We start from the raw sequence: 26,998 nt of genomic DNA, 5'->3' as shown, positions 1-26,998 counted from the left end.
TTGCTCATCGATAACCAACTCCGTGTAGTCTCCGTCGGCTACGGACGCTCGTTGGGGGCCAGGCGCTGCATCTTGCTCACGGCCTTAAACTTGGTGAACAGCGGCACGTACTCAAAGCTCACGTTGGAATTCTCCAGGCCGTACCAGCGCGCGGGGGTGCCGGCAGCACGGCGGATGATGTACTTGAGCGTGATGGCCGTACGCTCGCTGGGCTCCACGTCGCTTTCGGGCGCCAGCAGCTTGCGGATCATGACGAACTTAAACGTACCGATGTTGCCCGGATCCTTGTAGACCGAGTAGTCGTGCGTCTGCGCCGGCAGCTCGCCGCTGGCAGCCAGGTCCTGAACAACCTGGCGCAGGTAAGCATTGACGCGCTGGTTGATCTTATAGCCCAGGTACAGATGCACGCGGAATACGTAGTCGGTGCCGAACGTCTCGACCGAGTAGGCAAAGGTATGCGGCTCGTCCATGGTCTCGACATTCACGAACCACCAGGCACGAGCGCGCTTGGGGTGCTTGTCCAAAATCGAGTAGACGATATCGCGGTCGATATAGTCGGTGTTGGTGTCCTTGGTCAGGTACACGATGTTGTCGCTCATGAGCTCGTAGCGATCGTCGTCGCGCAGGCGTTTGAGCTGCGGCAGATAGCTGCGCAGCGGCAGCAGCGTAAACTGACGTTGCTCGACCGCCGTGCCGTTGTACCAGCACACCATGATGCCCATGATGAGCGCGGCCATAAGGATGGTGAAATAGCCGCCGTGGAAGAACTTGGTGAGCGAGCTCACAAAGAAGAAGCCCTCGAGCATAAGGAAGAAGGCGGCAAAGATCCACGGCGCGACCTTGAGATTGCGCTCCACGTGCAGATAGAAGAAGAGCAGCATTGTCGTGCACATCATGGTCAGGGTAATGGCCAGGCCGTACGCGGCCTCCATGTGCGCCGAGTTCTGGAACAGCAGCACCACGACGACGCAGCCCACGAGCATGACGTTGTTGACCATGGGGATGTAGAGCTGGCCCTTGGTCTCGGCAGGATAGAAGACCTGCATATGCGGCATGAGGTCCAGGCGGCTGGCCTCGGACACCAGCGAGAATGCGCCGGTGATGAGCGCCTGCGAGGCGATGATGGCCGCGACGGTGGAAAGGCCGACGGCAAAGGGGCGCAGACCCGGGGCGAGCATCTGGTAGAAGGGGTTGAGGTCGGCGATACCCATGAGCTCCGGGTTGCCGGCGTTGTTGATAAGCCACGCGCCCTGGCCCATGTAGGACAGCAGCAGGCAGCACTTAACGAACGGCCAGGTGGCATAGATGTTGCCGCGGCCCACATGGCCCATGTCGGAATAGAGCGCCTCGGCACCGGTGGTAGCGAGGAAGCAGCTGCCCAAAATCATGATGCCCGCATGGTTGTTGGGGCTCAGCAGAAAAGCGATGCCACGCAACGGGTTGAGGCATAGCAGCACCGCGGGATACTGGCAGACAAAGAACAGGCCCGTGCCGCCCAGGAACAAAAACCACAGCGTCATGATAGGGCCGAAGGCGTGACCGATCTTGGCCGTGCCGATGCGCTGCACCAAGAAGAGCGCGATGATGATGGCAAGCGTGATGGCGACAACGCGGCCCTGGTCGTCACCGAGCACGGCGTGGACCGCCGGGATGGTGCGCAGGCCCTCGATGGCCGTGGTAACGGTAACGGCCGGCGTCAGGATGCCGTCGGCGAGCAGCGCGGCGCCACCCAGCATGGCAGGGATGATGAGCCATTTGCCGCAGCGCTTGACCAGGCTGTACAGGGCAAAGATGCCGCCCTCGCCGTGGTTATCGGCGCGCAGCGAGATCAGCACGTACTTGACGGTCGTCAGCAGCGTGACCGTCCATACGACGAGCGAGAGCGCGCCGAGCACGAACTCCTGCGTGACGCTTCCGATGCCGCCGTTGCCGGCAACGAGCGCCTTAGTTACATACATAGGGCTGGTGCCGATATCGCCGTACACCACGCCCAGCGTGACGAGCATCGCCGAGATGCTCACAGGAATCGCAGCGTGCGAAGCTGCCTCCTTGGCCTTTTGTTCCATAAGCCGGTTTCCTCCCAATTTTAACGTTCGACGGGATTATATGTAATCAGCCCATATTTTAATGGCACCGTTTTCCCAGCTAGATAAACATTTATGCGGCCTTTAGGCCACCGCGGCGATATGGAATGTGACAAAGGGACGCCCCCTTTGTCACATTCGTCATTTTCCGAGCCAGTTTTTGAACCACCACTCCATAGAGCGGCTCATCTCGGCCATAAAGGGGCTCGTGTGCTTACGGGTGTAGATGTCGATGACGCGCTCGCCTACCTCGCGGGCATGCGGACGGAACATCGCGTCCATCTCGGCCACCTGCGCGTCCATGGTCGTGGCGCCGGCGCGGCAGTAGCGCTCCTCGTGCACCAGGTTCACCACGGGGTGCGCGATTGCCGGGCGCTCCTTACGGGGCGTGCCGATGATGAGCATCGACAGCGGCATGGTATAGGGCGGCAGATCGAGCAGCTCGGCGACTTCCTCGGCATTCTCGACGATATCACCGATGTAGCAGCTCCCCAGCCCCAGGGCCTCGGCGGCAACCACGGCGTTTTGCGCGGCGATCACGGCATCCTGGGCCGCGATCGCAAAGTCGCCCAAACCCGGCGCGCGGCGGGGCGCCTTGCCCGTGCGCTCGACAAACTCGGGCTCAAAGCAGCCCACGTGCTCAAACAGATCGATCCACTTGGCATAATCGACCACAAATATAAGTGCCCAGGGCGCCTTGGCGATCATGGGCTGGTGATCGCACAGGTCGGCCAGACGATCCAGCGTAGCCTGCTCGCGAATGCTCACGATGGAATACATCATCATGGCGCCTGCCGACGGCGCACGACTCGCCGCATGCAAAATCGCCGCCCGCTGCTCGTCGGTCACCGCCACGGGGCGGTCGTCGTCATCACGCGCGAAGGCACGCGTGGAGGAACGGTGCTCCAACGTGTCCAGCACCGCGTTGCCCGTGGTCTCGACCGGATAGCCGTACGTATCGACCGCCGCTCCATCGCCGCCCATGTCCGCCTTGCAAACCTGCTCGCTCATCGCCCTACCCTCGCCATTTCTTTAAGAAGCCTTTACGTTTCCGTGTAATTCCCGTCCATTATCGCGCAGGTCGCCGCTACATTGCGCAACACCGCCACACGTGCGCGTTAATATGGCTGGTTGTTGTGCGCAGCCACCAATTGCAGCGCATATCTTGGTAACAATCGGGTAAATCCCCGCTTTCGTAGGTTTTACATTTGTGAGGAGTCTCAGCATGTTCGCTGCCGCCATCTCGCTCGTCGGTCTTGCGGCGACCGTCTACCTTGTCTTGCGCGAGGCCAAGGCCATTCGCGCTCAGTCGGGCACCGTCACCAAGGGCGCCTTCGCCTGGAGCGTCGCCTTTGGCCTGTTCCAGCTCTTTTTGACTATTTGGGGCGCTGTGGGCCTCGTCGCCCAAAACGAGCCGCTCGCCTTTGTGATGCTCGTCCTGACCAATGCCATTCTCACCGGATGCGCCTGGGCCAGCATCGCCCGCGACCGCATCGCCCCGCGCGTCTTTGCGTTCGCCTCTGCCGACGCCCCCGCCCCCACCGGCAAGCTCGCCCGCCTGCGCAGCGCCTTTGTGGGCAAACCGCTCGTCGCCGCCGTCTTGTGCCTGCTGCTCGCCGGCGTCTTTGCGCTGCTGGGCATGGAGGTCTCGTCCAACCACGACTTTACCTGGGTCTACCCCCTGTGCATCCTGCTCGAGTGGGCCATCATCACCACGCTCATGGTCGGCCTGTTCTTCCTGTTCCAGCGCCACGGCGCAGCTCCCGCGGTCCTGGCCTTTGCCCTCTTTGTCCTGGGCATTGCCGAGTTCTTCGTCATCACGTTTAAATCCATGCCCATCCAGCCGGGCGACCTTTCGGCCATCTCCACCGCCGCCGCAGTCGCCGGCACCGGCTACACCTTCTCCATCTCGTTGTTCTGTGTGCTGTCCATGGGCTTTACCGCCATCGCCATGCTGCTATGCGAGTACGCCGGCCTGGTGGCACCGCACCGTCAGAAGGGTGCCGTCAACGCCAAGCGCATGCTGCTCATCAACCTGCTCGTGGCGGTGCTGTGCCTGGGCGGCGTGACCGCGCATGTCACGCTTATCGACTACTACAACACCCTCGACATCACCGTCTACACCTGGCGTCCGCTCGAGAGCTACTGGCGCGAGGGCTATCTGCCTGCCTTTATTAGTGCAGCACAGTCCATCAAGCCGCCCAAACCCGCCGACTACTCCGTCGACGATGCCAAGGCCACGCTCAAAAAGTACGCCAAGGCCTACGACAAGTCCGACGCGGCCAAGAGCGACGAGCGCGCCGCCGCAAAGGAGCAATTCGACAGCGAGAAGCCCACGGTCATCGCCATCATGAACGAGACCTTCTCGGACCTGTCCATCTACCAGAACATGCGCGCCGGCTACGAGGGCCCGCAGTACTTTAAGAACCTGTCCAACTGCCTCAGCCGCGGAAAGCTCTACGTGAGCGCCTACGGCGGCGGCACGGCCAATACCGAGTTTGAGTTTATGACCGGCAACTCCATGGCCAACCTGGGCTCGGGCGTGTATCCGTACACCATCTATAACATGGAAACGACCGGGAACCTGGCAGAGCAGTTCAAGTCGCTCGGATATTCCACCACGGCCATGCACCCCAACCACGCGACCAACTGGAACCGCGAGAACGTCTACAAGGACTTTGGCTTTGACCAGTTCCTGTCCATCAACGACTTCCAGGGCGCCGATACCCTGCGCGGCATGGTGACCGACCAGGCTACCTACGACAAGATTCTTGAGTTGCTCGACCAGAACGCCGACCCGCAGTTCATCTTCGACGTGACCATGCAGAACCACTCGGGCTACGACACGGGCCTGCTGCCGGTCGACAAGCAGATGCACCTGAACATCGACACGACCGACCTGGACGCCAAGACCGTCGAGGATGGCACGCTGTCCGATGTCGACGAGTACGTCTCGTGCATCGAGCAGTCCGACCAGGCGCTGCGCTACTTCCTCAACGCCCTGAGCAAGCTCGACCGCAAGGTGGTCGTGGTGTTCTGGGGCGACCATCAGCCGTTCTTCCCGTCCAAGTTCAATGACAAGTGGTTTACCGGCGAGGACGACGCTACGCATCAGGAGCGTCTGTGGCAGACCGACTACATCATCTGGGCCAACTACGACGTTGCCGGCTGCGACCAGACGAGCGAGGTTGACGACCTGTCCACCAACTACCTGTCCACTCAGCTGATGCAGCTGATCGGCGCACCGCTGACCGACTACCAGAAGGCGCACACGACGCTGCGCGAGTCGCTACCCGCCATCAACTCCGTGGGCTACGAGGACGCCAGTCTGCGCTGGGCGCTCTCCTCCAACGTCACCGGTGACGACGCCGCTGCCGCAGCCGCCACCAAGGCACGCGAGGATTACGCCAAGATGCAGTATTACGAGATGTTCCGCGACGGCAAGAACGTGTACACCGAGCACTTCCAGACCGAGGCCAACGAGACCGACCCCAACCTGGCGCCGGGCACGACCAAGATCAAGTAGCTGCTAGCTGCTGAGCCACAACTGAAACGTCTGTCCAGGCGGAGGCATATAAGGTTCCCTGCTCGGACAGTCCTGCGCAAGACGAAGGCCACATTAAGTGGCCTTCTTTGTTTGCGGAAAGTGTGTCCCGGAATTCTTGTCTGGAATGGGATGCAGTTTCCGCTTGGGACCCGATTGGGAAAGTGTGTCCCACTATTCAGCTGGATTCCGGGATGTATTTTCCGGTTGAGGCTCGTTGGGAAAATGTGTCCCGTTCCGGGCGCTAATTGTGGGATGCAGTTTCCGCTTGCGGAGTCTCCACTCAACAGAAAACCCGGGTGGCCTGTTTTTTGGCTACCCGGGTTTTTGGGTTGTCGATATGTTCGACTGGCTACTAGTGGGTCTTGCGGCGCTTGATCAGCATGATGAGGGCTATCACTACGAGCGTTGCTCCCGCTGCTGCTGCGGTGGTGACTAGGGCGAATGTTTGGTCGCCGGTGTTTGCGAGGTCCTTCGCTGTGGTCGTAGTCTTGACCTTGGTGTCGGTCTTAGCTCCGTTGTCGGACTTGGGCTTGTCCGGGTTCGTCGGGGTCTCAGGAGTCTCGGAGTCCTTTGAGCCTTCGGAATCGGTTGGGCCGGCGGTGTTTACCAGCGTATGGTCCAGGAACTTCTTGGCGCCCGCACTTGCCTGTGAGAACAGGCGGCGCGTGCGGATCGGGGTGGCGTTCACCGTTGTGGGCGCCGTCTCCTCGGCCTCGATATTCACGAGCGTCGTGCCGGTGTCGAGGCCCACGTCGTTGTATCCCACGTGGCAGTAATACTGCGCACCGTCATCGTCTGCGGTCAGGTCAATCTCGAGCTTTGAGGCCGTTCCAGCCGCGAGGTTGCCATCGGCACCCACGAGCTTAAACTCTGTCTCGCCGCGGCCCTTGCGGTACCACATATAGGTCGGTGCCAGCCCTGTTTCGCTATCGTCGGCACCGAGTTGCTTCACATGGCCAATCGCCGAGAGCGTCAGGTGGCTTCCCGCCGTGCGCTCAACCGAAAAGTCGTATCCAAGATCCGACCCCTCCGCAGCATCCGCCGCAGGTCCGCTCACGGTCATCGTCATGCCATCGGGCATGGTCTTGACCGTGATGATTGCCGAGCGAATACCTGTTTCGGTCGTGGATCCATTCTTAACGGCGGCGATGGCGAATCGATACTCCGTATTGGGCTGCAGCCCATCCCACTTGAGCGAGGTCTGCGTGTTGTCGGCAATCTTCCAGCTATTGACGACCGCATCCGCCGCATTGCTCTGCAGCATGCCCACGCCGTAGCTAAAGCCACTCTTGTTTGCGAGTACATCGTCCCAGCTAAACGTAACGCTGGTCGAATCGACGGCGTTTGCCGTAAAGCCCGTCACGGCCGGCGCGTCGGGCATCTCGACGTCCTTAACGTCATAGCCCACGATCCAGAACTGGTCGGTGTCCTTGGTGCCGAGCTTGTCGCCCGAGTCTGCCTCGAACTTGTCGACATCCACCGCGTTGACGCCCAGACGCCACACAAAACCGTACTTGCCCTGCGCGGCCTCGGGCAGGTTGTCGACGGTGCCGCCGTATTCGGTCGATTCACTCGAGGAGTTACCCGTAGTAAAGCCGGCGTTGGCACCAAAGCACAGGCCGCCAAACAACTCGTGCTTTGCGAGCTTCGCGCCCATGACAACGCTGCCGTTCAGCGTCAAGCCGAGCTCGAGCTCCTGCTCCTTGCCCTCCTCGACTTCGATGGTCTGCTCAATGCTCGCCCCCGACTGCGCGGCGGCGCCGTTAAACCCATCGTGCGTGTAGGCGCGCGTTACGCCAGGCTTGCCCAGGCCAAAGGAATCCCCAACGGGAGTCTCGCCGTTGAGCGTCGTTTGATAGGTTCCGGGTTCTCCCGACCGGTTGGTCAAAAAGTAGCTGAGCGGCGTCATATTGTGCTGTTTGGCAATGCGGTCATAGGCCTCGACATTAACGACCGAGGTCTGCGCGCCGAGCGACACGGGCGCCGCCATCACGCCCTTGCCACCAGTTTCCTCATTTTCGATCTCATACTCGTAATAGACCATCGGAATCGTGTAGAGCACGGCCTTGTCACCCTCGCCGGCATGCGACTCATAGCTTACGCTTGCGCTGACCGTGCGCTCGCTCCGGTAGTCATAGCATCCCTCGGCGGCAAAATCGACTGAAGCATTCATCGCGACCAGGGGCGGACCGGTCTGCACCTCGACGGCAACGCCCAACTCGGCGCCAATGGTATAGCCCTGGGATGTCCCCGTGCCCTTTTCCTCTCCGTATGACGTGCCGCCCAACACCAGATAGCCGTATGCCTGCTCCAGATCCTCAACATAGGGCGCATCCTGCAGCACGGCAAGCACGCGCGGGTTGGTATAGACCTTGTAGCGGTCCTTGTACGTGATCTTGACGCTGTCGTTGTCGACGTCGGGCAGCGCGAGCGAGATAAATGTGCCGTAGGTAGTGCCGCGACGGTTGCTCTCGCTAATCACCTGCTCCTCGCCGCGGCGCACCTTTCCGTTCTCGTCGAGCGAAAAATGCGAGGCGGTCATCCAATAGTAGTCATCGTTCTTGCGCAGGTCCTCGTCGCGGTGCTTGCCCACCACGGCGATAAAGCTCTCGTTATAGCGGTCCGAACCCGAGACGCTGCCCGCCTTGACGTCGCTGATCCACACCTGCTCTATACCCTTGTGGTCATGCTTGTTGCTGCTGTTGTATTGCTGACCGCTCATGCTCATGGTTCCGACCATGGACCCCAAGCCCTGAGCCCCGCTCTGTGCCGTATTGCAGGCAAAGTCGCGGAACACATCGCCGCCCACGAGCACCTCGTCGACCGCCAGCTGCTCGGACAGGCCGTCAAGGTTGGCAGTGGCAAGGGCGATAGGCGCCAAGGTGCACGGATAGCGCTTATCCTGAGCGCTATCCTTCCATGCGCTGTTGGGCACATGCATCAGCCCATAGGAGGCGAGGAGCCCGTCTCTGTATTCCTTGCAATCGGAAAGCTTGAACTCGCCAGACTCCGAGTCAAAATACGCGTAGCGGTACAGCGCGCCGTACAGCCCCTTGCTGCCGTCAGAAGCGCCGTAATCAAAAGCGCTGCGTTGCCAGTCATAGCCCGCAAGAATAAGGCCCGTGACGGTTTCACCCGTCTTCTTTCCTTCTTCATCGTAGGCGGCAAACGTGCCGAACGTCACATTCGCAGCGACCATGGTCTTGCCGTTCGCGGAGAGGGAGATTGCGCCCGCGTCGCCCAGAGCATCGACATGGACGAGCGCACCCTTGGATGCATCCCACGAAAACAGCTCGCAATGCGTCGACTTATCAATATTCTTCTTGCCGTAGGGTGCCGAGACCACGATGGCGAGGTCATCGAAAAAACGCGATCGAGGTCGCCGGCCGCTAGCGAAACGACAGGAGCTGACTGAAGCTGCGTCCAGGAGTCGTTCCCGCCCTTGTTGTGCGTGGTGTAGTCCGCGGCGTTACCGGCATCGATCTTGACGACGCTTTGCTTCCAGTTGCCGCCCTCCAAGTCATACATGTCGACTACAGCCTTGCGCACGCCGTTCTCGTCGACATAGCAGCCCGCGTAGACAAAAAGCTCGTCGACGCCGTCGCCATCGACATCGCCCGCCTCGACATCAAAGACGGCGTCGTGCTCTTGCAGGTAACCGGCATCCAGGTACTTAAAACGGCCTTCGTACATCATATTAGTGTTGACCGTCACCGGCAGGTGTGTGTCGAGAGTGCGCGTGCGCCCGTTGCTAAACGAGTAGAGGACCAGCTCAACCTTTCCGGCGTATGACTTGCCGTCAATCGTCGTGGAGGAACTGTCGCCGTAGGCACGGAGCTCGGCAACGCGGCTCTTTTTGCCCGTGCTGGCGTCGCTGCAGAACTCAACACTCGTGGCGTGAATGCCCGAGAAACCGTTGTTGTCGTTGGCGAGTACTGTTGAGGACTCATTGTTGCTTAGGTACGACCAGGTGCCGCCACCGTAGTCGCTATGCTTGTAGAGATCGCTGTTCGTATCGAAGTTGTTGACGTTTTGCCAGAACTTTGCGGCGCCCCACACACTTCCATAGCCATCGGTGAGTTTGCTGCTGCCGCCAATGTCACCGCGCTCGACGTTCTCGAGCTTGTCGCGCAGAGTGTAGCGATTGCCATGGCTACCGTTAGCTGCCATATAGACCTCGCTGCGCGTGGCAAACGTCGTGGGGGTATCAGTGGAATAGGGGCCGACGGTATCGGCCGGAATATCCTCGCTCGTGCCCAGACCCAGGGCTTGATAATCCTGCTCGGTCATATCGGTGATTGCGGGCGCGTCTGCCGCCTGGGCAACCTGGGGCGTGGCCGTGAAGCAGGCGACGCTCGTGGCGATCAACGCAGCAAGCGCCGCCATCCCAACAAGCGGGATTTTCGACAGCCTACGGATACGGGGGTGTGGAACGTACATGAGGGACCTCGCTTTATTCGAGTGGAGTGGACTCATTTTTGCAAATGATACATCCGATGCCCGATATCACGTGTCTCATTTTCGCCAACGGCGTGTCTCATTTTTGAGAATCCGAGATGCCGCGGAAATCTTATCCCAGCTCAAAGGCCATTTCTGGGATGTATTTTCCGTCGAGTGCCTCATCGGGAAACGGCGTCCCACTTTGAGGGCTGATTGTGGGATGCATTTTCCGGTTTTGCTCTCATTGGGAAAATGCATCCCGTTTCTTGACCGAATAATGGGACGCAATTTCCCGTTGGAGCGCCTTTGGGAAAGTGTGTCCCACTTCGACCGCCCAGAGTGGGATGCACTTTCCGCAAAGCACCTCAACGGGAAACTACGTCCCATTCCAAAGGCAAATTCCGGGACGCATTTTTCGAAAGCCTGCCCATCCGGAAAGCCCGTCCCACTTTGGACGCATCCGGGCACGGAACCATCGACCTATCAGGCCTCCCATCAATAAAGAGGCGTCCTCCCGGACGGCGGGGCACGAAGTTCATCGCGAGTTCCGCACGCAAAGAAGGCCACTTAATGTGGCCTTCGTCTTGCGCAGGACTGTAGAGCAGGGAACTTCGTGCCCGCCGCCCGGGAGGGCATTGCGTTTAGAAGATGGACCTAGCGCTTATTCCTCCGGGACAAAAGCAGCGCAGCAATAAAAGCGATGATTGCAAGTGACAGCAACATCAAAAGCAACGTGAGCGTGCTGTCGCCGGTTGCCGCCAAACCAAGCACGCCGGCCCCTTTGCTGCCAGCAGGTCGCACGGGAATCTCCTCGCCATCGTCCTCGGCGGTGATCTCCCAGCGAATGGTCTTGTTTGCGTCGGCAAGCTCGTTGCCCACCGACGTCGGGACACTTAGTTGCAGATTGAGCACCGTGCTGCCATCGCTCGTGAACGTGGCGACCTGCGTGGGATAGGCGAACACGCTGCCCGGCGTTCCCGTCTGGAGCCAACCGTCAGACGCATCGCCAGCCGACGCCGTTAAGGTAATGGGCGACAGCAGGTGTGCCGTCTCGTGATTGACAACGGCCCGCACAAACACGCGTACCTGGGACTTTACGCCCGTGGCACGAACCTCGATCTGCTGCTCGCGCGCATCGCCGGGCATTAGATCTTTAAAGGCGGGAAACAGATCGGGCTCCCCCGAGGAGCCCGTCGCCCCCGTTACCGTCAGCTGGCGCGCATTTCCGTCATAGGCAATCGCGGGAGTATCGGCAAACGCACGGGCGGGAACAGCGAGCGCGACCACGCAGAAAATGGCCGCGACCATGCAACGCAAGGAGCGCGCAACACCTTTGCGAATTGGGAATGCCATACTTACGCACCTCCATGCGGCGGCACCAGCACGCCATCATTGACCGTGCAACCCCATGCCTCTTTAACTGCATCGTCGGGCGTAGACTGAATTGCCTGGGTCGAAATGTCGACGACTAGGTTTTTACCATCTGCCTTCTTTTCGGACACGCTCTTGATGAGCACGCCCGTCTTGTCGAGCGGCTTAACAGAAGACGTCCAGTAGTAGAACCCGTCGCTCGCAAGAACCCAAGACGAAGGTCTGTTAGTGGCGGAGGCATCGCCTTTATCGCCCCACTCAATGGTGTAGTCGGTGCCGGCAACCGGCTCATCCCACAGGCGCGCGCCATCCTTATCCTGCCAGTAGATATCCACCGCGACACGCAGGTATGCCGGAGCCGAGCCCGTGTTTTTTACCGAGACATCCCTTTTCACGTTGTCCTTGCGCGTCTCGTCCACCGAAGGCGCCACCGAGCCAAAGCCAAACTCGTTGACCAGCACGCCCGTAACCGAAAGCCACGCAAAGGCGCCGACGACGCCGGCCAAAAGGAGGACGCCGACAAGGAGGGCAACGATCCGCTTGCGCTTAGTCATCCTTGTCCTCCCTCCTCAGCGTGCCGTTTTCCCAAACATTCTTGGCACGCGAGCCGCCATCGACCCATTTGTCCTTCGCGCGCGTGTTGACGCACGTCACCACCGCATCGCCCGCGCTCGAAGCAGACGAAATCGTCAGCTCGGCAGATTTACCGGGCGCCTTGCCCGGCGTGCTCAGCTCGCCCTCGTAGCGCCATGCCCAATTCGTGTCTTCCTCGACGGTATAGATGCCCGCCGGAGCGGCGAACTGCACGCTGCCGACATACCAGGTCTCACCGTTTTCCGGCTGCTGCTTATCGACCTTCACCTCGACCACGCGCGTCTCGGGAGAGGCTCCCTCCGCCGTCTTCGTCACCTTAAAGCGGAACGTCTGTCCCATGGCACTAGCATCGGTAGTCTTTTTAACGATCGTCAGCGCATGAGTCTGGGCGAAGTCGAACACGGCATTGCCGGGAGCCTGCCCCCCTTCGCCCGTCTTCTTGGACTCCAGGCGGTTGGCCAAGTCGAACGAACCGTTACCCGAGCCCAAGCTGTAGAGCGAGACATACTGGTCGTTAACGGGTTCCTCCGCCATGGACGCACCAGGACCGTAGCTCGCCTGCTTAACTGTGACAGTCAGCTGCGTCCCCATAAACGGCTCGGCGAAGCAGGCCTTAAACGGCGCCTCGTCGGCGTTGTTGTCGACTGTGTTGCCAGCGGTGGGATCGAGCAGCCACTTAAGCTGCGCGGTCATGGCTACGGGCCTCTCGGTATCTGACGTATCGTTGGCGGCCACTCGATACGTCACGGGATACAGGTCCATGTCTCCCTTGACCGGCTCGCTCTTAAACTCATCCCAAGACTTCGGAGCGCCAACGGCAGGCACATATCGCCACTCCAGGAAGAGCTCGCGTACGTCACCGCTGGCCGCCTGTTCATCGAGCAGCGCGACGATCTTGGAGTGGGCGTCCGGGTCGTATGCCACGGACTTTTTCTCCATCTCGGGATTGCCGTTTTTGTCATAGACCGGGTTGCCGCTCTCATCCACCTTGGGAACATCGACGTTATGGACAAAGCCGGCGCCCGTCGCTCGCTCGCCGTCCGAGTCGACCGTCGCCGTAAAGACGACCGACCCGTCGACACCGTGATAGCGCACCTTATACGGCGCGATCTTGTACACCGCGGTGTAGGTCACGCTCTCAAAGGGCTCGTTGCCCTCGAGGGGATACCTCTCGTCATCGGTCATCAGGGTGTAGCTGCCATTTTCCTTGTTGTAGTCGCTCGACCAGCCCACGAAGTCATACGAGGTGCCGGCTTCGCCCTCAACGTGGGTCGTGGCGACAAGCGAGATCTGATCGCCGGAAGCGCTGCGTTCGAACCCACGTATGGAACCGGGATTTGCAAGGTCATCGTCGATATTCGATTGGACCTGTGCCGTGCACGCTCGATATACCGGATACAGCTCCATGGGAGCCTTGACCACAGTGTTTTTGTTCACCATGGGAAGACCGTCCGGCCAAACAACATAGCCCTTGCCAGGTGCCGGCTGGGCTTCCGTCCAGCCCACGAAGACGTTGAACTTACCTGTATCCCCATCGATAGTGCGGACGTCATAAGTAGGCTTCGGGATGCCGCCATCAAGGTTGCCGAGCATATCGCCTTGCTGAGCAACTTTGCCGTCCACATCCGTGGCATTGAGGTGGTACACAACCGCCAACGGCGAATAGTACGCCACGAATGTATAGGCTCCGCCGGGTTCCACCGGATAAGAGCAAGTACCATGCTCCACATCGTAGGGAAGCGTCTTGATCTCGCCGTTCGGAAGCTCGATCTCAACCTTCTGCAACTTATACAGCTCACCGCCCGCTTTATAAACCGGCGTCGTGACGTCAGGGGTCACCGTTGCCGTAGCAGGATCGGTGTCCGCGTTGATAACGGGCGCGATGTCGTTCTTATCGTACTTAGGCACATTGACCTTGTCCGTGCCATCGAAACCTACGCGGTGCAGGTTGGTGGTGTAGTTAACGTCGTACTTCGCGTACACCGGATAGGCATCCTGGTACTGGGTGACCTTGAAATCTGCTTTCACCAGATACGGTTCGGCCTTATCCGGGTCAGACGTGGTGAATTTATCGTCCTTAACATCGTAGATATAGTTCCAGACGGCAGAGCCCTCCTTGACCTCAGCCGTAGAGATCCAGCCCAGGAACTTATGACCCGGCACATTGTCCATTTGAGCATCAGTCGGGGAAGCCTGAAGAGTCAGGTAGGGATTGATGTCTTTCTCGTTTCCGTCGTAGGGCCAATTATTAACCGTCTTGTCCTTATAAAGATGCGGATAACAATACAGGAACGTCGGGTCTTTACCTTCTGGTGTTTTCTGTTGAAGCAAGTTGCTTTCATAGCGTCGAGTAGCGGTTTGCTTGACGTTGTCATACTTGTCATAGAAGGTGACATCCGTAGTCACCATAGCGCGAACAAAATATTGTTCCGTCGTTAAAACGTAACTCGAAAAAGGATTACTTATATATGTCCAAGAACCGTCGACGGGTCTTTCGAGCGTCCAAAAACTGAAGTGATACCTAGGATGCGCAGAATGAAATTGGACTTTGATTTTAGCGTCAACCTTCTCATCGCTCAGTTTTCCAGCTCCCGGAAAATCAGTGTCGGCGATCATATCCTTGAGAGTGTTTGCGCCGCTGTCGTTACGCACGTTATGGGAGTAGGCGTGTATAGGCGCAATGATTTTCGTCGCATTAGAGAGAACGGTGGTGCACTTATCTGCTGGATTCTTATCATCGTGCAGCACATGGGCGGAGGCGTCCGTGCCAGCACCCCAATGGATAATGTTTTCACGAACATATGTCGCGCCGACGTTTTCCTCGAAGGGCGACTTGTATTTATTCCAAATCGAGCACAACTTCTTGCTGTCCGTTAGACCGCTATTTGTAAATGCCTTAACGTAATAATCCACGCGGTACTCAAAGCGCGCCGTATAGGTGTGCGGGACGGTCAGATCGACGCTGGCGGGAAGCTTATAGCTGAAGTCGCGGCTCACGCGCACCTCGACCTCGGACCCGTCGGCGGCTTTTTTGCTTTCGTACCAGCCCAGGAAGCGATACCCATCGGGCAGCTCGTCGTCTTTGGACAGGGGCGTATCGTTCGTGTCGCACACCTGTACCGTGTAGACGCTGGCGCCGCCCACGGCAGTCTTGACGTCGACTTTGGTTGTGCCCACGCCAACGCGCTGACGCACATCATCGAGCTCATCATGCTCATTGCCCTCGAACACCGTTATGATGTTCGACGCGTAGTCGCTGTACACGGGATAGAAGTCGGTTGGACGGACAACAGTGATCTCGCTACCCGCAGGATAAAAGGCTCCCTGATTTTTAAGCTGGGCTAACTCAGTCGAGGTGATAGCAGCATAGCCGCCGTTCATCCCCTCCTCGTTGCTGCGCTGTGTGGTCCAACCGACAAAGGTTGCGCTGCCCGGCAAGCCGCCGCGATTAACCGGGGCAGCAGGCGTCAGACCGACGCCATAGCGGTACCAGTCCACTGAAGCATCGTGTTTGACGCCGTCATGCCAATTGAGTGTCTCGCCCTTTACGTTATAGAACAGCACCTGCGCCTCGTACGACGCAATGAAGAGGTCGTTGCCCTTGAAGCCCTCGCTCTCGGCATGGTCCTTGCCGTTGTCCGCCTTATAGGTCGAAGTCTTCGCAACACGCTTGCCAGCCTCTATAGCAGCATCATCGGTCTTGCCGTCAAACCAGCTGTTGTCTTGGCCAATGCGATTCACGTGTACATTGGGCTCGCGGAACCAACCCATAAAGCGGTAGCCACCGTTTTCATTGGTCAGGCCCTTGGGCTTTGCAGAGGTCTCCTGCTTAAACGTCACCGAAGTATCGCCCGTGGCAAGGCCCTGTGCCGTTCCGGCCAGCACAGCACTCACGGCAAAGGTGTACGGATCGCTGGTGGACTGGTCTTTGCCCAACATGGTTGCCAGAACAGTTGCCGTACCCGCACCGGGAAAATCAATCGTCGCCTTAACGCTCTGACCGTGCACGGGGATGCCCAACCTGTAGTCCATCGCCCACTCATTGGCGTGCTGGGCGCCCGGCGTCTTGTCGTTAGCAGTAGAGCGCATGGTGCCGGCACAGAAGTCGTAATCATGCTGCTCCCACAGCTCACGTGTGACGTAGCGTTCGTCGTCCCAGGGACCGAATCCGGCACCTGATACCGTACCGTCACCCGCAAGGGCGTAAATCTTTTTCTTAGCCGCGGTACCCTGGCTGCTTCCGTTTAGGCTCACGCTCGGCTTAAAGTAGCACTCGGTGACCGTCGCGTCGTCCTTGTTGGCGCGCGCAGCAATACCGCCCAAGTTCACGTCGTTTTGAATAATGGGAATCACGGCGATGGGATTGTACTGACGCGAGCTCAGGTCACCCGCAAAATGACTACGGATGAGTTCGTTGCCCTCTTCAGTTAAAATACGGCCCGCCAGGCCGCCCGTCCACGCGCGCGTTACGGAGACGACGCCCACGTACGATGCGGCATAGCTGTAGCACTGCGCCGTCGAGAAGCAGTCGATAATCTTGGCGCCGCCCGCCATACAGCCCACAAAGCCCGAGGCATACACGTTGTTGCCGCCCAGGGCGCCAATGGCAACGTCGTATTTATTGGTAACGTCGGTCATGCCCTTAACGGCAATCGAACCATCCTTGTTGCGCGTAGGCGTCACGCGGCAGTACTCGATGGTCGAGTTCTTGACGTAGCCGGCAAACGCCGCCATATACAGGCCCTCGCCGCCGATGGCCTGCACGCCCGAAGTCGTGTTGTTAACGGCGCGGCCACCACGGACCTCGCAGTTGTAGAGGGTGCAGCCGTCGAGCTCGCCGGCAATCAATCCACCCTCAAAGCCCGCGTTGGTAATAACGTTGAGCATGTTGTTGGCGCATGTAACGTGCAGGGTGCTCTCCATGACCATAACGTTTTCGAAGTGGGTGTTGATCGCCCTGCCCACGATGATGCCGCCGCGGAAGTCCGCCCAGATGTTGGCGTCCTTAACTAGGAAGTTCTTGATGGTGGCGCCATCGGTCTCGGCAAAAAAGCCCGTATCGCGCTCGGGATCCAACATATTGTTGGCGTAGTTAAGACCCGTCACGGTGTGGTTTTGGCCATCGAAGACGCCCCTAAAGGGATAGTCCTTGTTGCCGAAGGAGAGGTGCTTGACCGTATTCGCAACAATGGCGTTCATATCTTCATCGTTAAGAACGATATCGTTATCGAGATAGACGCGCCACTTCGACGTGTCACGTTGACGCGACAGCGCGACGCACGCCAGGAAGTCGTTCCTGTTTGTGATATGGAATTCGGTCTGATCCTCGGCATGCGCTGCCGCCGGCAGCGCCATAACGCAGCAAAGGGCGATTGCCGCCACGGCGATCAGCCTGCCGAGCACGCCTCGGTTCATGTTCATAATCTCCATGGGCTAGTTCGCCTCCGGCCAGCCCGCGGCGTCGAGCACGTCGAGGACGGTATCGCTTGCCTGCTGGTTTTTGGCCTGCACGGCCTGGACGTCGATATCGAGCCTGAATGAGCCGCCGCGCGCGGCATCGTGGTAGTCGCCCACGAAGCGCAGCGAGTCCATGAGGCTCTCCGTCATGGCACCGGAATCGAGCACGCCCCCGCGTCCGGCCAATCCGCGGTAGTAGTACCACCCATCGCCGCCATCGATCCACGGGGACCCCTCGCCCGCGTTCACGTGAAAGGCGACGTTGCCCGAGGCGTCCGCACTCGAACCGTCGGGCGCCACCGACGTCATGCGCAGACGGGCGCGAACGTACTCAGGCTGCGCGCCGGCGTTCTCCACGCGCACGATGCGGCTGATGTCAGAGCCCCCGGCCTCGGTGTCGGGATAGTCCCCGTGCTCGTCGGCCTCAAACGGAATCTCCTCGCCCTGCTCGTTTAGGGTGTATTCGCAGACTCGTACCTTCACGCTGCCAAACGATAGGACGTTGTTCGCCGGAACCATATCAACGGTGAAAGCCAGCGTGCCGCACAGGCACGCCAGGGCCAACAGCGCCATCGCGGCAAGCGCCAAGGTGCGTTTCTGATTGTCGGAAAGATTGTTGAGCATTACGTTCGCCAATCGTCGATCAAAGGGGACCGAGATCCCGACCCGAAAATGGGGATGGGGAGCGGGTCAGGATCTCGGTGGAGGGGGTGGGATTACTTCAGGCCGTTAGCCCAATCCTTGGCAGCATTCAAGGCTGACGTAGACGAACCCTCAGCGGTATTGTCTGCTGCGTAAATGAAGCAGTTGACCTTCATCACTGCAGGGTTAGCGAAATCCTTTTGCTCGGTCTCCTTGGGCGTGGTCACCTGGCTGAACAGCTCGCCAGTCCACTTATCCTCAGTCTCGCTGGCAATAAGCGGAGTAGCCTCGGCTCCTTCTCCTTCGCCAACATAAACGAAAAGGCCACCGAGATAATGAGTCGGCTCACCCGTAACGGTATCTGCCTGAACGGCTTTCCAGCCTTGATTAATGGTGAAGTAAGTCTTATGGGAATCAGCGGCCGTATCAGACGCCGTCTCGTTCTTCACGAAAGCGTACACATAAGCGTTCTCGGACCCCTTACCAATACCCACATTGGGATTCTTGGCAACAGACACGCCAGGGGCGAGCTTAGAGTCCTTAACCCATTTGGTCTCGGTCAGGTTGCCGTTGACCTTAGTGTTATCATCCGGAAGCGGCTGATCCGGATGGTCGGGATTGGTAGTGGGCTTGTTGATGCCCGCAGTGGTGAAGTTATTGGTCAGGATCGACTGCGCCGTCAGCCAGGCGTAGGTGCCCACGCCGGCAGCCAGTACCAGCAGCAGCAAGGCGGCAACGATGCCGTAGCGCTTTTTCCTCTTGTTCTCCATCGTTCTCTTCCTTTCGAGAATCGTTTTCCCCGGCAACGGCCATTGCCGTTGTCGACACCTCTCCCCTGCCGCTATGGACGCCGCCCCCTCGCATGCGCGCGGGCATGCTTGTCCGCAGGCTCGTCGGGAACCATCCGATCGAGCACAATCGACGCCGCGGCCAGCAGCGCCAGAACGGCCACCACAACAAGCAAACCGGGCATCGTCGTGCAATATGCGTTAACGAAGCCCAGGTAAGGGACACAAAAAGAAACGACACCGATCACGCGCGAAAAAGGAGTCTGCTCGGCGTCGTGCATGATGGTTCCATCTGCATTTTTGTTTGCGATTCCCTGCGTGCTGATCGTCTGCGCCACAGGGTCGACCTCGTACACCTGGTGCGTCACTACGGCGCCGTCGGATCGGTAAAAAGTTGCATTGTCGCCCACGGCAATATCCGTTGGATCAACCTGGCGAACAAACACCATGGAGCCGACGGGAAGCTCGGGCTCCATAGAGCCCGAAAGCACTGCAAAAGGCGTGTATCCAAATGCGCGGGGAGCAAAAGAAACAACGGCAAGGGCTATGACAAGCGCGAGCGCCATGCTGCTAAGAAGTGCAATAAATCGTTTGAGTCCGCGCGCCGCCATAATGATTAATTCATCCCCATCGAGGCCTTATTCGACCCATCCAAAGGTCAGCAAGTTTCAACAGGAACCGCAAGGCGATTGAAAAGTGAGTCCGAAATAAGCCAATTTGGAATCTCTTCTTATTAAGAAAACATAGTGATGTCCTACAGTTTTATCAATATCTCATCGCCTAATGCTACTTATTTTGGCGTAAGCGGTCATTTATCCCCAAAATGACCTGCTTTATCCAATACCTGTGATCGACCCGCTACTCAATTCCTCAATAGGAGGTCCGATATTTTGCGCAACCAAAAGAATCGTACCCCCCCCCCACATTAAAACTAACTGCTGGATGTACCATTTGTTTTTAACCCCCCCTATTGGAGTTTCATGGCTGCCCCATCTAGTTCGCAGCCCACAACCCGCTGGAAACTGTGTCCCAGAATTCGCTTGCGAAGTGGGATGCAGTTTCCGCTTGCGGCCCCGTTGGGAAGCCACATCCCGCTTCGGCCGCAAATTCCGGGTCGCGCTTTCCGCCAAGACCCTCAACCGGAAACTACATCCCATTTCTCGACCGAATACTGGGATGTAGTTTCCACAGAGCCCTTCAACGGGAAACCGCATCCCATTCCAAAGGCAAATTCCGGGACACGGCTTCCGCAACCCCGCCCATCCGGAAAGCCCATTCCACTCTGGATACATTTGGGTATGGAATTATCAGCCACCTGCTAGGCCTAGGTTCTGCAACGTGGCGCCCGCCCGGCGGCGTCTTGCTATACGAATCCCATCGAATGGTGCGTAAAGAAGCCCGGATACGTCTGGTAGCCGTACTCCATCTAGCGATACATCCAGCGAATGCACGAGACCGCATCGTTCAAAACCGACTTATTATCCGGATGATGGGAAAGCCCCCAGACGCTTGCCACGGCGCACCCCCGTGTTAAGAAAAAAGCCTCGAGGATTTCGAGGCTTTCACATTTGTATTGTTTTGCACGAAGGACCGCGAACGGCGAAGCTACTCGCCCAGCACGGCCTTCTTGGCGGCTGCGACCATGTTGTCCAGATCTTCCTTGGTGGGATGGTCCTTCGCGGCAACCCAGTTGTCGAGCAGCATCTTAAATCGGGCGTTTTCGGGATCTTGCTCGAGCATGGCCTCGTAGCGCTGCTTAACCGCGGGGCCCATCTTGCCCTGGCACATCGCCCAGCCCGCAAGCTCGGCATCCCCAGCCAAATTGGACGATACGCGGTCGATAATCTGCTGAAAATAGCTCTGGTCGGCACCGAAGCCGCAGGTGCCAAATAGGAACACGCGCTTGCCGTGCAAGGCGGAGAGCAACGCCGCCACCGAGGGCGTGCAGGCACCCTTGTCGCACCAAAAACCGACAAGCACCGTATCGGCAGCGCAGGCGCCCTGCGCCTCGAGCGCAACCTGATCTGCATCCGCATCGTCGCTCAACGCCGCGGCATGGACAAACTCAACGCCCGCAGCCTGCAGAGCGCGCTTGATCGCGCCCGAAACCATCCTGGTATTACCGCTCTTGCTGTTGACCACCAAAGCGCACGTCATAGTCACGTTGCCTCGTTTCCCCCAAAACTAAAGCCACTAATGCGATTTATTAAAAGCATATCTTAGTACTATCGACGCAGATGTAAACCATCTGCCGCTAATCGGCAGCCCCTACTGGGCCCTACTGGGCGAACTGGCTGCGGTAGAGTTCGGCATAGAAGCCGTCTGCCGCCAGCAGCTCGTCGTGCGTGCCGCGCTCGATAATCTGGCCGTCGCGCATCACCAGAATGCAGTCGGCGTTGCGGATCGTCGACAGGCGGTGTGCCACGACAAAGCTCGTGCGGCCAGCCATGAGCTCGTCGAATGCCGCCTGTACCTGCAGCTCGGTACGCGTATCGATGCTCGACGTTGCCTCGTCCAGCAGCAGAATCGCCGGGTCGGTGAGCATGACGCGCGCGATGCACAGCAGCTGCTTTTGGCCCTGGCTAAACGTGCCGCCGTCCTCGCCGATTACCGTATCGTAGCCGCCTGGCAGCTGAACGATAAACTTGTGTGCGTGCGCGCGCTTGGCGGCCTCGACGACCTGCTCGCGCGTGGCATCGGGGCAACCGTAGGCGATGTTGTCCGCCACCGTGCCCTCGAACAGCCAGGTGTCCTGCAGCACCATGCCAAAGGCGCGGCGCAGGCTCGCGCGCGTGTAGTCACGCGAGGAGCGACCATCGACCGCGATGCGCCCAGCATCGATATCGTAAAAGCGCAGCAGCAGATTGATGAGCGTCGTCTTGCCACAGCCCGTGGGACCGACGAGGGCAAAGCGCATACCGGGCTTGGCCTCGATGCAGATATCCTGCAGCAGCTTGCGGTCGGGCACATAGCTAAAGTCCACGTGCTCAAAGGTCACCTCGCCCTGCGGGGCGACAAGCTCCACGGCATCCACAGCGTCGGGCTCCTGCTCGCGCGCATCGAGCAACGCGAACATGCGGCGCGCCGAAGCGTACGCGGTCTGGACCTGCGTGATGACGTTCGTGACCTCGTTGAACGGCTTAGTGTACTGGTTGGCGTAGGACAGGAAGATCTGCACGCCGCCCACCGTGAGCGCCGCCGGCACGCCCGTGATCACGCCCACGCAGCCGATCACGGCAACCACGGCGTAGATGATGTTGTTGATAAAGCGCGTACCGGGGTTGGAAAGCGAACCCATAAACTGCGCGCGCTCACCTGCCGTATAAAGCTCGGCGTTGAGGGCATCGAAGCGCTGCCGAGCGCTCGGGCCGTAGGCAAACGCGTCCACGAGCTTTTGTTCACCCACATACTCCTCGATATGGCCGCCGAGCTGGCCTTGAATGCGCTGCTGGGCCGCAAAGCTCTTGTTGGAGAGCTTTGCGATGGCGCCGGCCGCAAAGATGGAAAGCGGCGTGACGAGCACCACCACAAGCGTCATGGTCAGGTTGATGGAGAGCATAAACGCGAGCGTGCCGACGATGGTGATGACGCCGGTGAAGAGCTGGGTAAAGCCCTGCAGCAGACCGTCGCCCACCTGGTCGACATCGTTGACCACACGGCTCATAAGGTCGCCGTGGGCATGGCTGTCGATAAAGCTGAGCGGCATGCGGCTGAGCTTGTCGCTTGTCTCCACGCGCATATCGCGCACCGTCTCGTAGGACAGGCGGTTTACGCAGTAGCCCTGCAGCCACTGGAAGGCCGCGGCCCCCACCACGACGAGCGCGAGCTTGGTGACGAGCGGCAGCAGCGCATCGAAGTCCACTTGGCCCGCGGCGATAATCAGGTCGATGCCCTCGCCAATGAGAATAGGCGTATAGAGCTGTAAGATCACCGAGACGGCGGCGCTCACAAACGACGCCGCAAACGAAACGCGATGCGGGCGAACATAACCCAGCAGGCGGCGAGTCACCGCTCCCACGGGATAGCGCTCAGGGTCGCCGGGTTGGCGCGGACCGTCACCCAGGTCGTTGAGGTTATCGTTGCCGGACACGTTGGCCGTCATCGTGGCGACCGAACCGGAAGAAGTGTACGGATTCATTTAGCAGCCCTCCTTTGCGCAAGTGGATGCCGGGGCAGCCGGGGCGGACGCGGGACTTGGGACGGACGCGGGTGCCGCGCTCCCCTGCTGGCCCTCGAGCTCCTCGCGACGAAGCTGCGACTGGCAAATCTCGCGATAGAGTTGGCAGTTTGCGTACAGCTCGTCGTGCGTGCCCAGGCCCGCAACCGAGCCGTGGTCGAGCACGCAGATCATGTCGGCATCGCGCACGGTCGAGACGCGCTGGCTCACGATGACGGTCGTCAGCGGCAGCCCGCCCCCGGCGGCACCGCGACCGCTGCGCTCGCGGATGGCGTGACGAAGCGCCGCGTCGGTCTTAAAGTCGAGCGCCGAGGCGGAGTCATCCATAATCAGGATCTGCGGCGAGCCCACCAAGGCACGCGCAATGGTCAGGCGCTGGCGCTGGCCACCGCTAAAGTTCTTGCCGCCCGCCTCGACCGGGGCGTCGAGCCCCTGTGGCTTGTTGCGCACGAACTCGCTGGCCTGCGCCATATCGAGCGCCGCCCAGAGCTCCTCGTCGGTCGCCACCTCGTCGCGCCAGGTCAGGTTGCTGCGGATCGTGCCACTCACCAGCGACGCGCGCTGCGGGACGGTCGCGACCGCATGGCGCAGCTGGTCGAGCGGCCAAGCGCGCACGTCGGTAGCCATCACGCACACGCTGCCGGCACCTGCATCGTACAGGCGCGGGATCAGCGAGACGAGCGTGGACTTGCCGCTGCCCGTGCCGCCGATAATACCGAGCGTTTTGCCCAGCGGCAGATCCAGAGTCACGTCGTTTACGGCATTTGCCGCGCCCGCGCCAAACGAAAAACTCGCATGGTCAAAGCTCAGCGCGGAAACCGGAGTGGTGTCCCCCGCCAGGTCGCTCGGCTCAGGCAGCGCGACCGGCTGGTTGCCCTCGTCGGTGATGCTCGGCACGCAATTGAGCACCTCATTGATGCGCGACGCGCTGGCGCTCGCCTTGGTAAAGACAACGACCAGGTTGGCGACGTACACGATGGAGGCGAGGGTCTGCGTCATATAGTTCACAAACGCCATGACCTGGCCCTGCGTAAGTTCACCTACGTTGACCTGGATGCCGCCCACCCACAGGATGGCGCACACGCCCAGGTTCATCACCAAAAACGTGACGGGGTTGAGAATCGACGAGAGCTTGCCCACCGCGATGGCAGTATTGGCCTGGTCATCGGCGGCTTGGGCAAAGCGCTCGCGCTCATGGTCCTCGCGCACAAAGGCGCGAGCCACGCGGGCGCCCGAAAGCCCCTCGCGGCAAATGAGCGCAATGCGGTCGAGCTTTGCCTGCAGCTGCTTGTAATACGGGATGCAGCGCGCCATGACAAACCAAAACACCAGGCCGATAGCGGGCGTGCAGATCAAAAAAATGATGCCGAGCTTAAGGTCGATGGCAAGGGCCGCGCACATGGAGCCCACCGCCAGGAAGGGCCAGCGGATGAGCATGCGCACGCCCAGCGCCACGGCAAGCTGCACCTGGTTGACATCGTTGGTGATGCGCGTGATGAGCGACGGCGTGCCAAAGCGGTCGAGCTCGGCGTAGCTCAGTTTGTTGATGTGCTGGTAGAGCGCGCCTCGAATGTCGGTGCCCATGCCCTGCGAGGTGAGCGCCGCCATCTTTTGGCAGACGAGCGTAAACGAGATGCCGATCACGGCCATAGCGGCAAGTACCATGCCGTAGCAGATAACGGCGTTCACGTCGTGCGCGCCGATACCTTTATCGATCATCTGGGCAATCACGAGCGGCGTCAGCAGGTCAAAGATCACTTCGATCAACTTACACGCAGGGCCGATCACCATATATCGGCGAAACTTGCCACCAAAACGCCTGAGCAGCTCAATCATGTATAGGCGCTCCCTATCATCATCTCTCTTCAATCTGATTCATGATAGTACGGAGAGCCCTGGAGATGCGTAAGCAACTCGTTACAGAACAAGCCCCCGAAACAATCAGGAAACTAGGCACAGAGACAAAACGCCCGAACATGTTTTGGCAAAGCCAATGAGCAGCACTAGACAAGGGATTGAATTGTTCAGATTAACGCGCCTTTACGGGTGATTTTTGGACGACGGGGCCCGGCCGGCGGCGAGGTGTTTGGTAGTCGAGCGATCCCGCAGGCAAAGCCGAGGACCAGCGAGACACCAAATACCTCGCCGCCGGCCGGGCCATGTCGCGGCACCAAAAAACGCCCGTGCGCTCGATGGATTCGGATGCCCGACAGAGGCTCCTTATGGCTGCTTCCTTCCGGACCTGACCAGATTCGGAACATGTCGTCATCCGAACCCATCGAACGCGCTAGGCGCTCGGTATATCTTACCCGCTCCCGCCCGATGGGGCAAGATAGCTAATTTGGGACAGGGCCAAAAGACCACTTTTGAGTTGCGGTGGAATAGGGACCTCGGACAAAATCTCGGACCCAATCTGGGTCCAGGAGGGAGTCCGATGTATACGAAAGAGGAGCGCGAGGGGATTCTCTGGGAGTTCCACCGGAGTGGCCTGTCCGCCCCCGCCGCCTGCAGGAGCCTGCCGCTTTTCCCGAACAAGGACAACCTGTATGCTTGGCTCAAGCTTGAGGAGGCGGGCGAGCTGACCGCACGCGAGATGCCCGACCGGGCGGAGCGCATGCACTGCTCGCACGGCGAGGGCAGCCCCGCGTTCGCCGCGAGGCGCGCGGGCGCCGCGCCCGCCTCCCCGCGGAAGCGTCGAGCCGAAGGGGGCGCGGGCAGGATGAAGGGGACCGGGCGCGGAGGGGCCGGCGGCGAGCCGCCCATGCAGACGGACTGGCGGGACTGGGGCCTGGAGGGGCTCCCGGACGACCCCGCCGAGCGCGCCCGCGAGGCCGAGGTCAGGCTCGCCGAGGCCCTGGCGGTGTTGGACGTCCTAAAAGCACCAGGCCCTGGCTCTTTGACGAACGAGGAGAAGCACAGGGCGGGAGAGGCGGCGAGGAGGCTCTCGCCGGCGGTGAGGCTCGCGGACGTGACCAGGACCCTGTCGATCCCGAAGAGCACCTATCTTGACCAGGCGTCCAGGATCTCGAGGCCCGACCCCAAGGCCGCGCTCAGGGAGCGCGTGCGCGCGTCGTTCGAGGCGAGCGGCGGCGCCTACGGGCCCGAGTCCGTGACCGCCGACCTCAGGAGGGGGCCCGGCGAGCCCGTCTCGTGGCGCGCGCTCGCGCCCGGGGACGCCGAGACCCCCGTCGTCGCGTCCGAGAAGGTCGTGCGCCGGATCATGCGCGAGGAGGGCCTGGTCGCCCGCAAGGCGGCGCAAATGCGCAGGAGGGCGAGGTACCGCAGCTACCGGGGCGAGCTCGCGGAGCGCCCGGCCAACGTCCCCCTGCGCGGGGACGGGACGCACGACTTCCACGCCGCCGCGCCCGGCCTGCTCGTGGTCACCGACGTCACGGAGTTCAGGCTCGACGGGTACAGGGCGTACCTGTCGCCGGCGATCGACTGCTTCGACGGCTGGCCGATCTGCTGGAGGGTCTCGGTCCACGCCGACTCGGACCTGATGGTCGGCATGCTCAGGGACCTGGTGGGGATAGTCGGCCCGACGGAGGAGCGGCCGCTCACGGTGCACACCGACGGCGGCGCCGTCTACATGGGGCGCGAGTGGCGCGAGGCGTGCGGCCCCGGGGTGGTGCGCTCGATGTCGAGGAGGGCCCGGAGTCCCGACAACGCGCGCGCCGAGGGGTTCTTCGGCACGCTCAAGTGCGACTTCTTCGAGGGCAGGGACTGGACCGGCGTGCCGTTCGACGAGTTCTCCCGCCTGCTCGGCGAATACATCGAGTGGTACAGGGACGGCAAGCTCAAGAAGGACCTAGGATGGAAGACCATTAGGGAGTATCGCGAGGAGAGGTACCATGCGGCATAGCGCCGGGACATGGTCCGGAAAAACGTCCGAGGTCCC

15 protein-coding genes and 1 other RNA gene are annotated in these 26,998 nt (G+C 60.0%); 2 read left to right on the top strand and 14 right to left on the bottom strand.

Features of this window, described 5'->3' with window-relative positions; translation table 11 throughout:
• Window positions 1-38: 38 nt before the first annotated feature.
• Together AQ996_RS06045 and AQ996_RS06040 are read right to left on the bottom strand one after the other, a co-directional pair.
• The gene (locus tag AQ996_RS06045; RefSeq protein WP_055251930.1) at window positions 39-2,066 is read right to left on the bottom strand and encodes a KUP/HAK/KT family potassium transporter; all 2,028 of its coding nucleotides are present in this window, start codon (window positions 2,064-2,066) and stop codon (window positions 39-41) included.
• Between the two features lie 159 nt (window positions 2,067-2,225).
• Window positions 2,226-3,095 carry a nitroreductase family protein gene (locus tag AQ996_RS06040; RefSeq protein WP_055251928.1) on the bottom strand — a complete coding sequence of 290 codons (870 nt, stop codon included), beginning with the start codon at window positions 3,093-3,095 and terminating at the stop codon, window positions 2,226-2,228.
• 214 nt (window positions 3,096-3,309) lie between these two features.
• Here AQ996_RS06040 and AQ996_RS06035 point away from each other — a divergent pair, with 214 nt between their 5' ends.
• Complete coding sequence (locus tag AQ996_RS06035) at window positions 3,310-5,610, top strand: LTA synthase family protein (protein WP_055251926.1); 2,301 nt, start codon at window positions 3,310-3,312, stop codon at window positions 5,608-5,610.
• A 373-nt stretch (window positions 5,611-5,983) separates the two neighbouring features.
• On the opposite strand, the gene AQ996_RS10115 is transcribed toward AQ996_RS06035, so the two are convergent.
• The 12 genes from AQ996_RS10115 to ffs all read right to left on the bottom strand — a co-directional run bounded on the left by AQ996_RS10115 (window position 5,984) and on the right by ffs (window position 25,382).
• Window positions 5,984-7,012: a fibronectin type III domain-containing protein gene (locus AQ996_RS10115; RefSeq protein WP_253274615.1), complete on the bottom strand. Its 1,029-nt coding sequence runs from the start codon at window positions 7,010-7,012 to the stop codon at window positions 5,984-5,986.
• 1,799 nt (window positions 7,013-8,811) lie between these two features.
• The gene (locus AQ996_RS10110; RefSeq protein WP_253274612.1) at window positions 8,812-10,071 is read right to left on the bottom strand and encodes a hypothetical protein; all 1,260 of its coding nucleotides are present in this window, start codon (window positions 10,069-10,071) and stop codon (window positions 8,812-8,814) included.
• A gap of 654 nt (window positions 10,072-10,725) precedes the next feature.
• A complete protein-coding gene (locus tag AQ996_RS06020; RefSeq protein ID WP_055251920.1) occupies window positions 10,726-11,424 on the bottom strand; it encodes a hypothetical protein in 699 nt (232 codons plus the stop codon).
• 2 nt (window positions 11,425-11,426) lie between these two features.
• Entirely contained in the window at window positions 11,427-11,996 is a 570-nt protein-coding gene (locus AQ996_RS06015) for a hypothetical protein (RefSeq protein ID WP_055251917.1), read from the bottom strand.
• Window positions 11,989-17,466 carry a hypothetical protein gene (locus AQ996_RS06010; RefSeq protein WP_055251915.1) on the bottom strand — a complete coding sequence of 1,826 codons (5,478 nt, stop codon included), beginning with the start codon at window positions 17,464-17,466 and terminating at the stop codon, window positions 11,989-11,991. Before AQ996_RS06010 ends, AQ996_RS06015 begins: the two co-directional genes overlap by 8 nt.
• Window positions 17,467-17,469: 3 nt before the next feature.
• Window positions 17,470-18,117 carry a hypothetical protein gene (locus AQ996_RS06005; RefSeq protein WP_055251913.1) on the bottom strand — a complete coding sequence of 216 codons (648 nt, stop codon included), beginning with the start codon at window positions 18,115-18,117 and terminating at the stop codon, window positions 17,470-17,472.
• A gap of 92 nt (window positions 18,118-18,209) precedes the next feature.
• A complete protein-coding gene (locus tag AQ996_RS06000) occupies window positions 18,210-18,905 on the bottom strand; it encodes a hypothetical protein (protein ID WP_055251911.1) in 696 nt (231 codons plus the stop codon).
• A 71-nt stretch (window positions 18,906-18,976) separates the two neighbouring features.
• Complete coding sequence (locus AQ996_RS05995) at window positions 18,977-19,534, bottom strand: signal peptidase I (protein WP_055251909.1); 558 nt, start codon at window positions 19,532-19,534, stop codon at window positions 18,977-18,979.
• Window positions 19,535-20,528: 994 nt separating this feature from the next.
• Window positions 20,529-21,080 carry a flavodoxin family protein BilS gene (gene bilS / locus AQ996_RS05990; protein WP_055251907.1) on the bottom strand — a complete coding sequence of 184 codons (552 nt, stop codon included), beginning with the start codon at window positions 21,078-21,080 and terminating at the stop codon, window positions 20,529-20,531.
• 121 nt (window positions 21,081-21,201) lie between these two features.
• On the bottom strand, window positions 21,202-23,061 hold the full coding sequence (locus tag AQ996_RS05985) for an ABC transporter ATP-binding protein (RefSeq protein WP_055251905.1): 1,860 nt from the start codon (window positions 23,059-23,061) through the stop codon (window positions 21,202-21,204).
• Entirely contained in the window at window positions 23,062-24,936 is a 1,875-nt protein-coding gene (locus tag AQ996_RS05980) for an ABC transporter ATP-binding protein (RefSeq protein WP_055251903.1), read from the bottom strand.
• 350 nt (window positions 24,937-25,286) lie between these two features.
• Window positions 25,287-25,382: signal recognition particle sRNA small type (ffs, locus tag AQ996_RS09550), an RNA gene on the bottom strand.
• 152 nt (window positions 25,383-25,534) lie between these two features.
• Between ffs and AQ996_RS05975 the strand changes: the two genes are divergently transcribed.
• Complete coding sequence (locus AQ996_RS05975; RefSeq protein ID WP_055251902.1) at window positions 25,535-26,962, top strand: IS3 family transposase; 1,428 nt, start codon at window positions 25,535-25,537, stop codon at window positions 26,960-26,962.
• The last annotated feature ends 36 nt before the right edge of the window (window positions 26,963-26,998 follow it).

It is taken from the genome of Collinsella aerofaciens, assembly GCF_001404695.1.
GTDB lineage: Bacteria > Actinomycetota > Coriobacteriia > Coriobacteriales > Coriobacteriaceae > Collinsella > Collinsella aerofaciens_E.
This window is presented reverse-complemented; position numbering and strand designations above follow the sequence as displayed.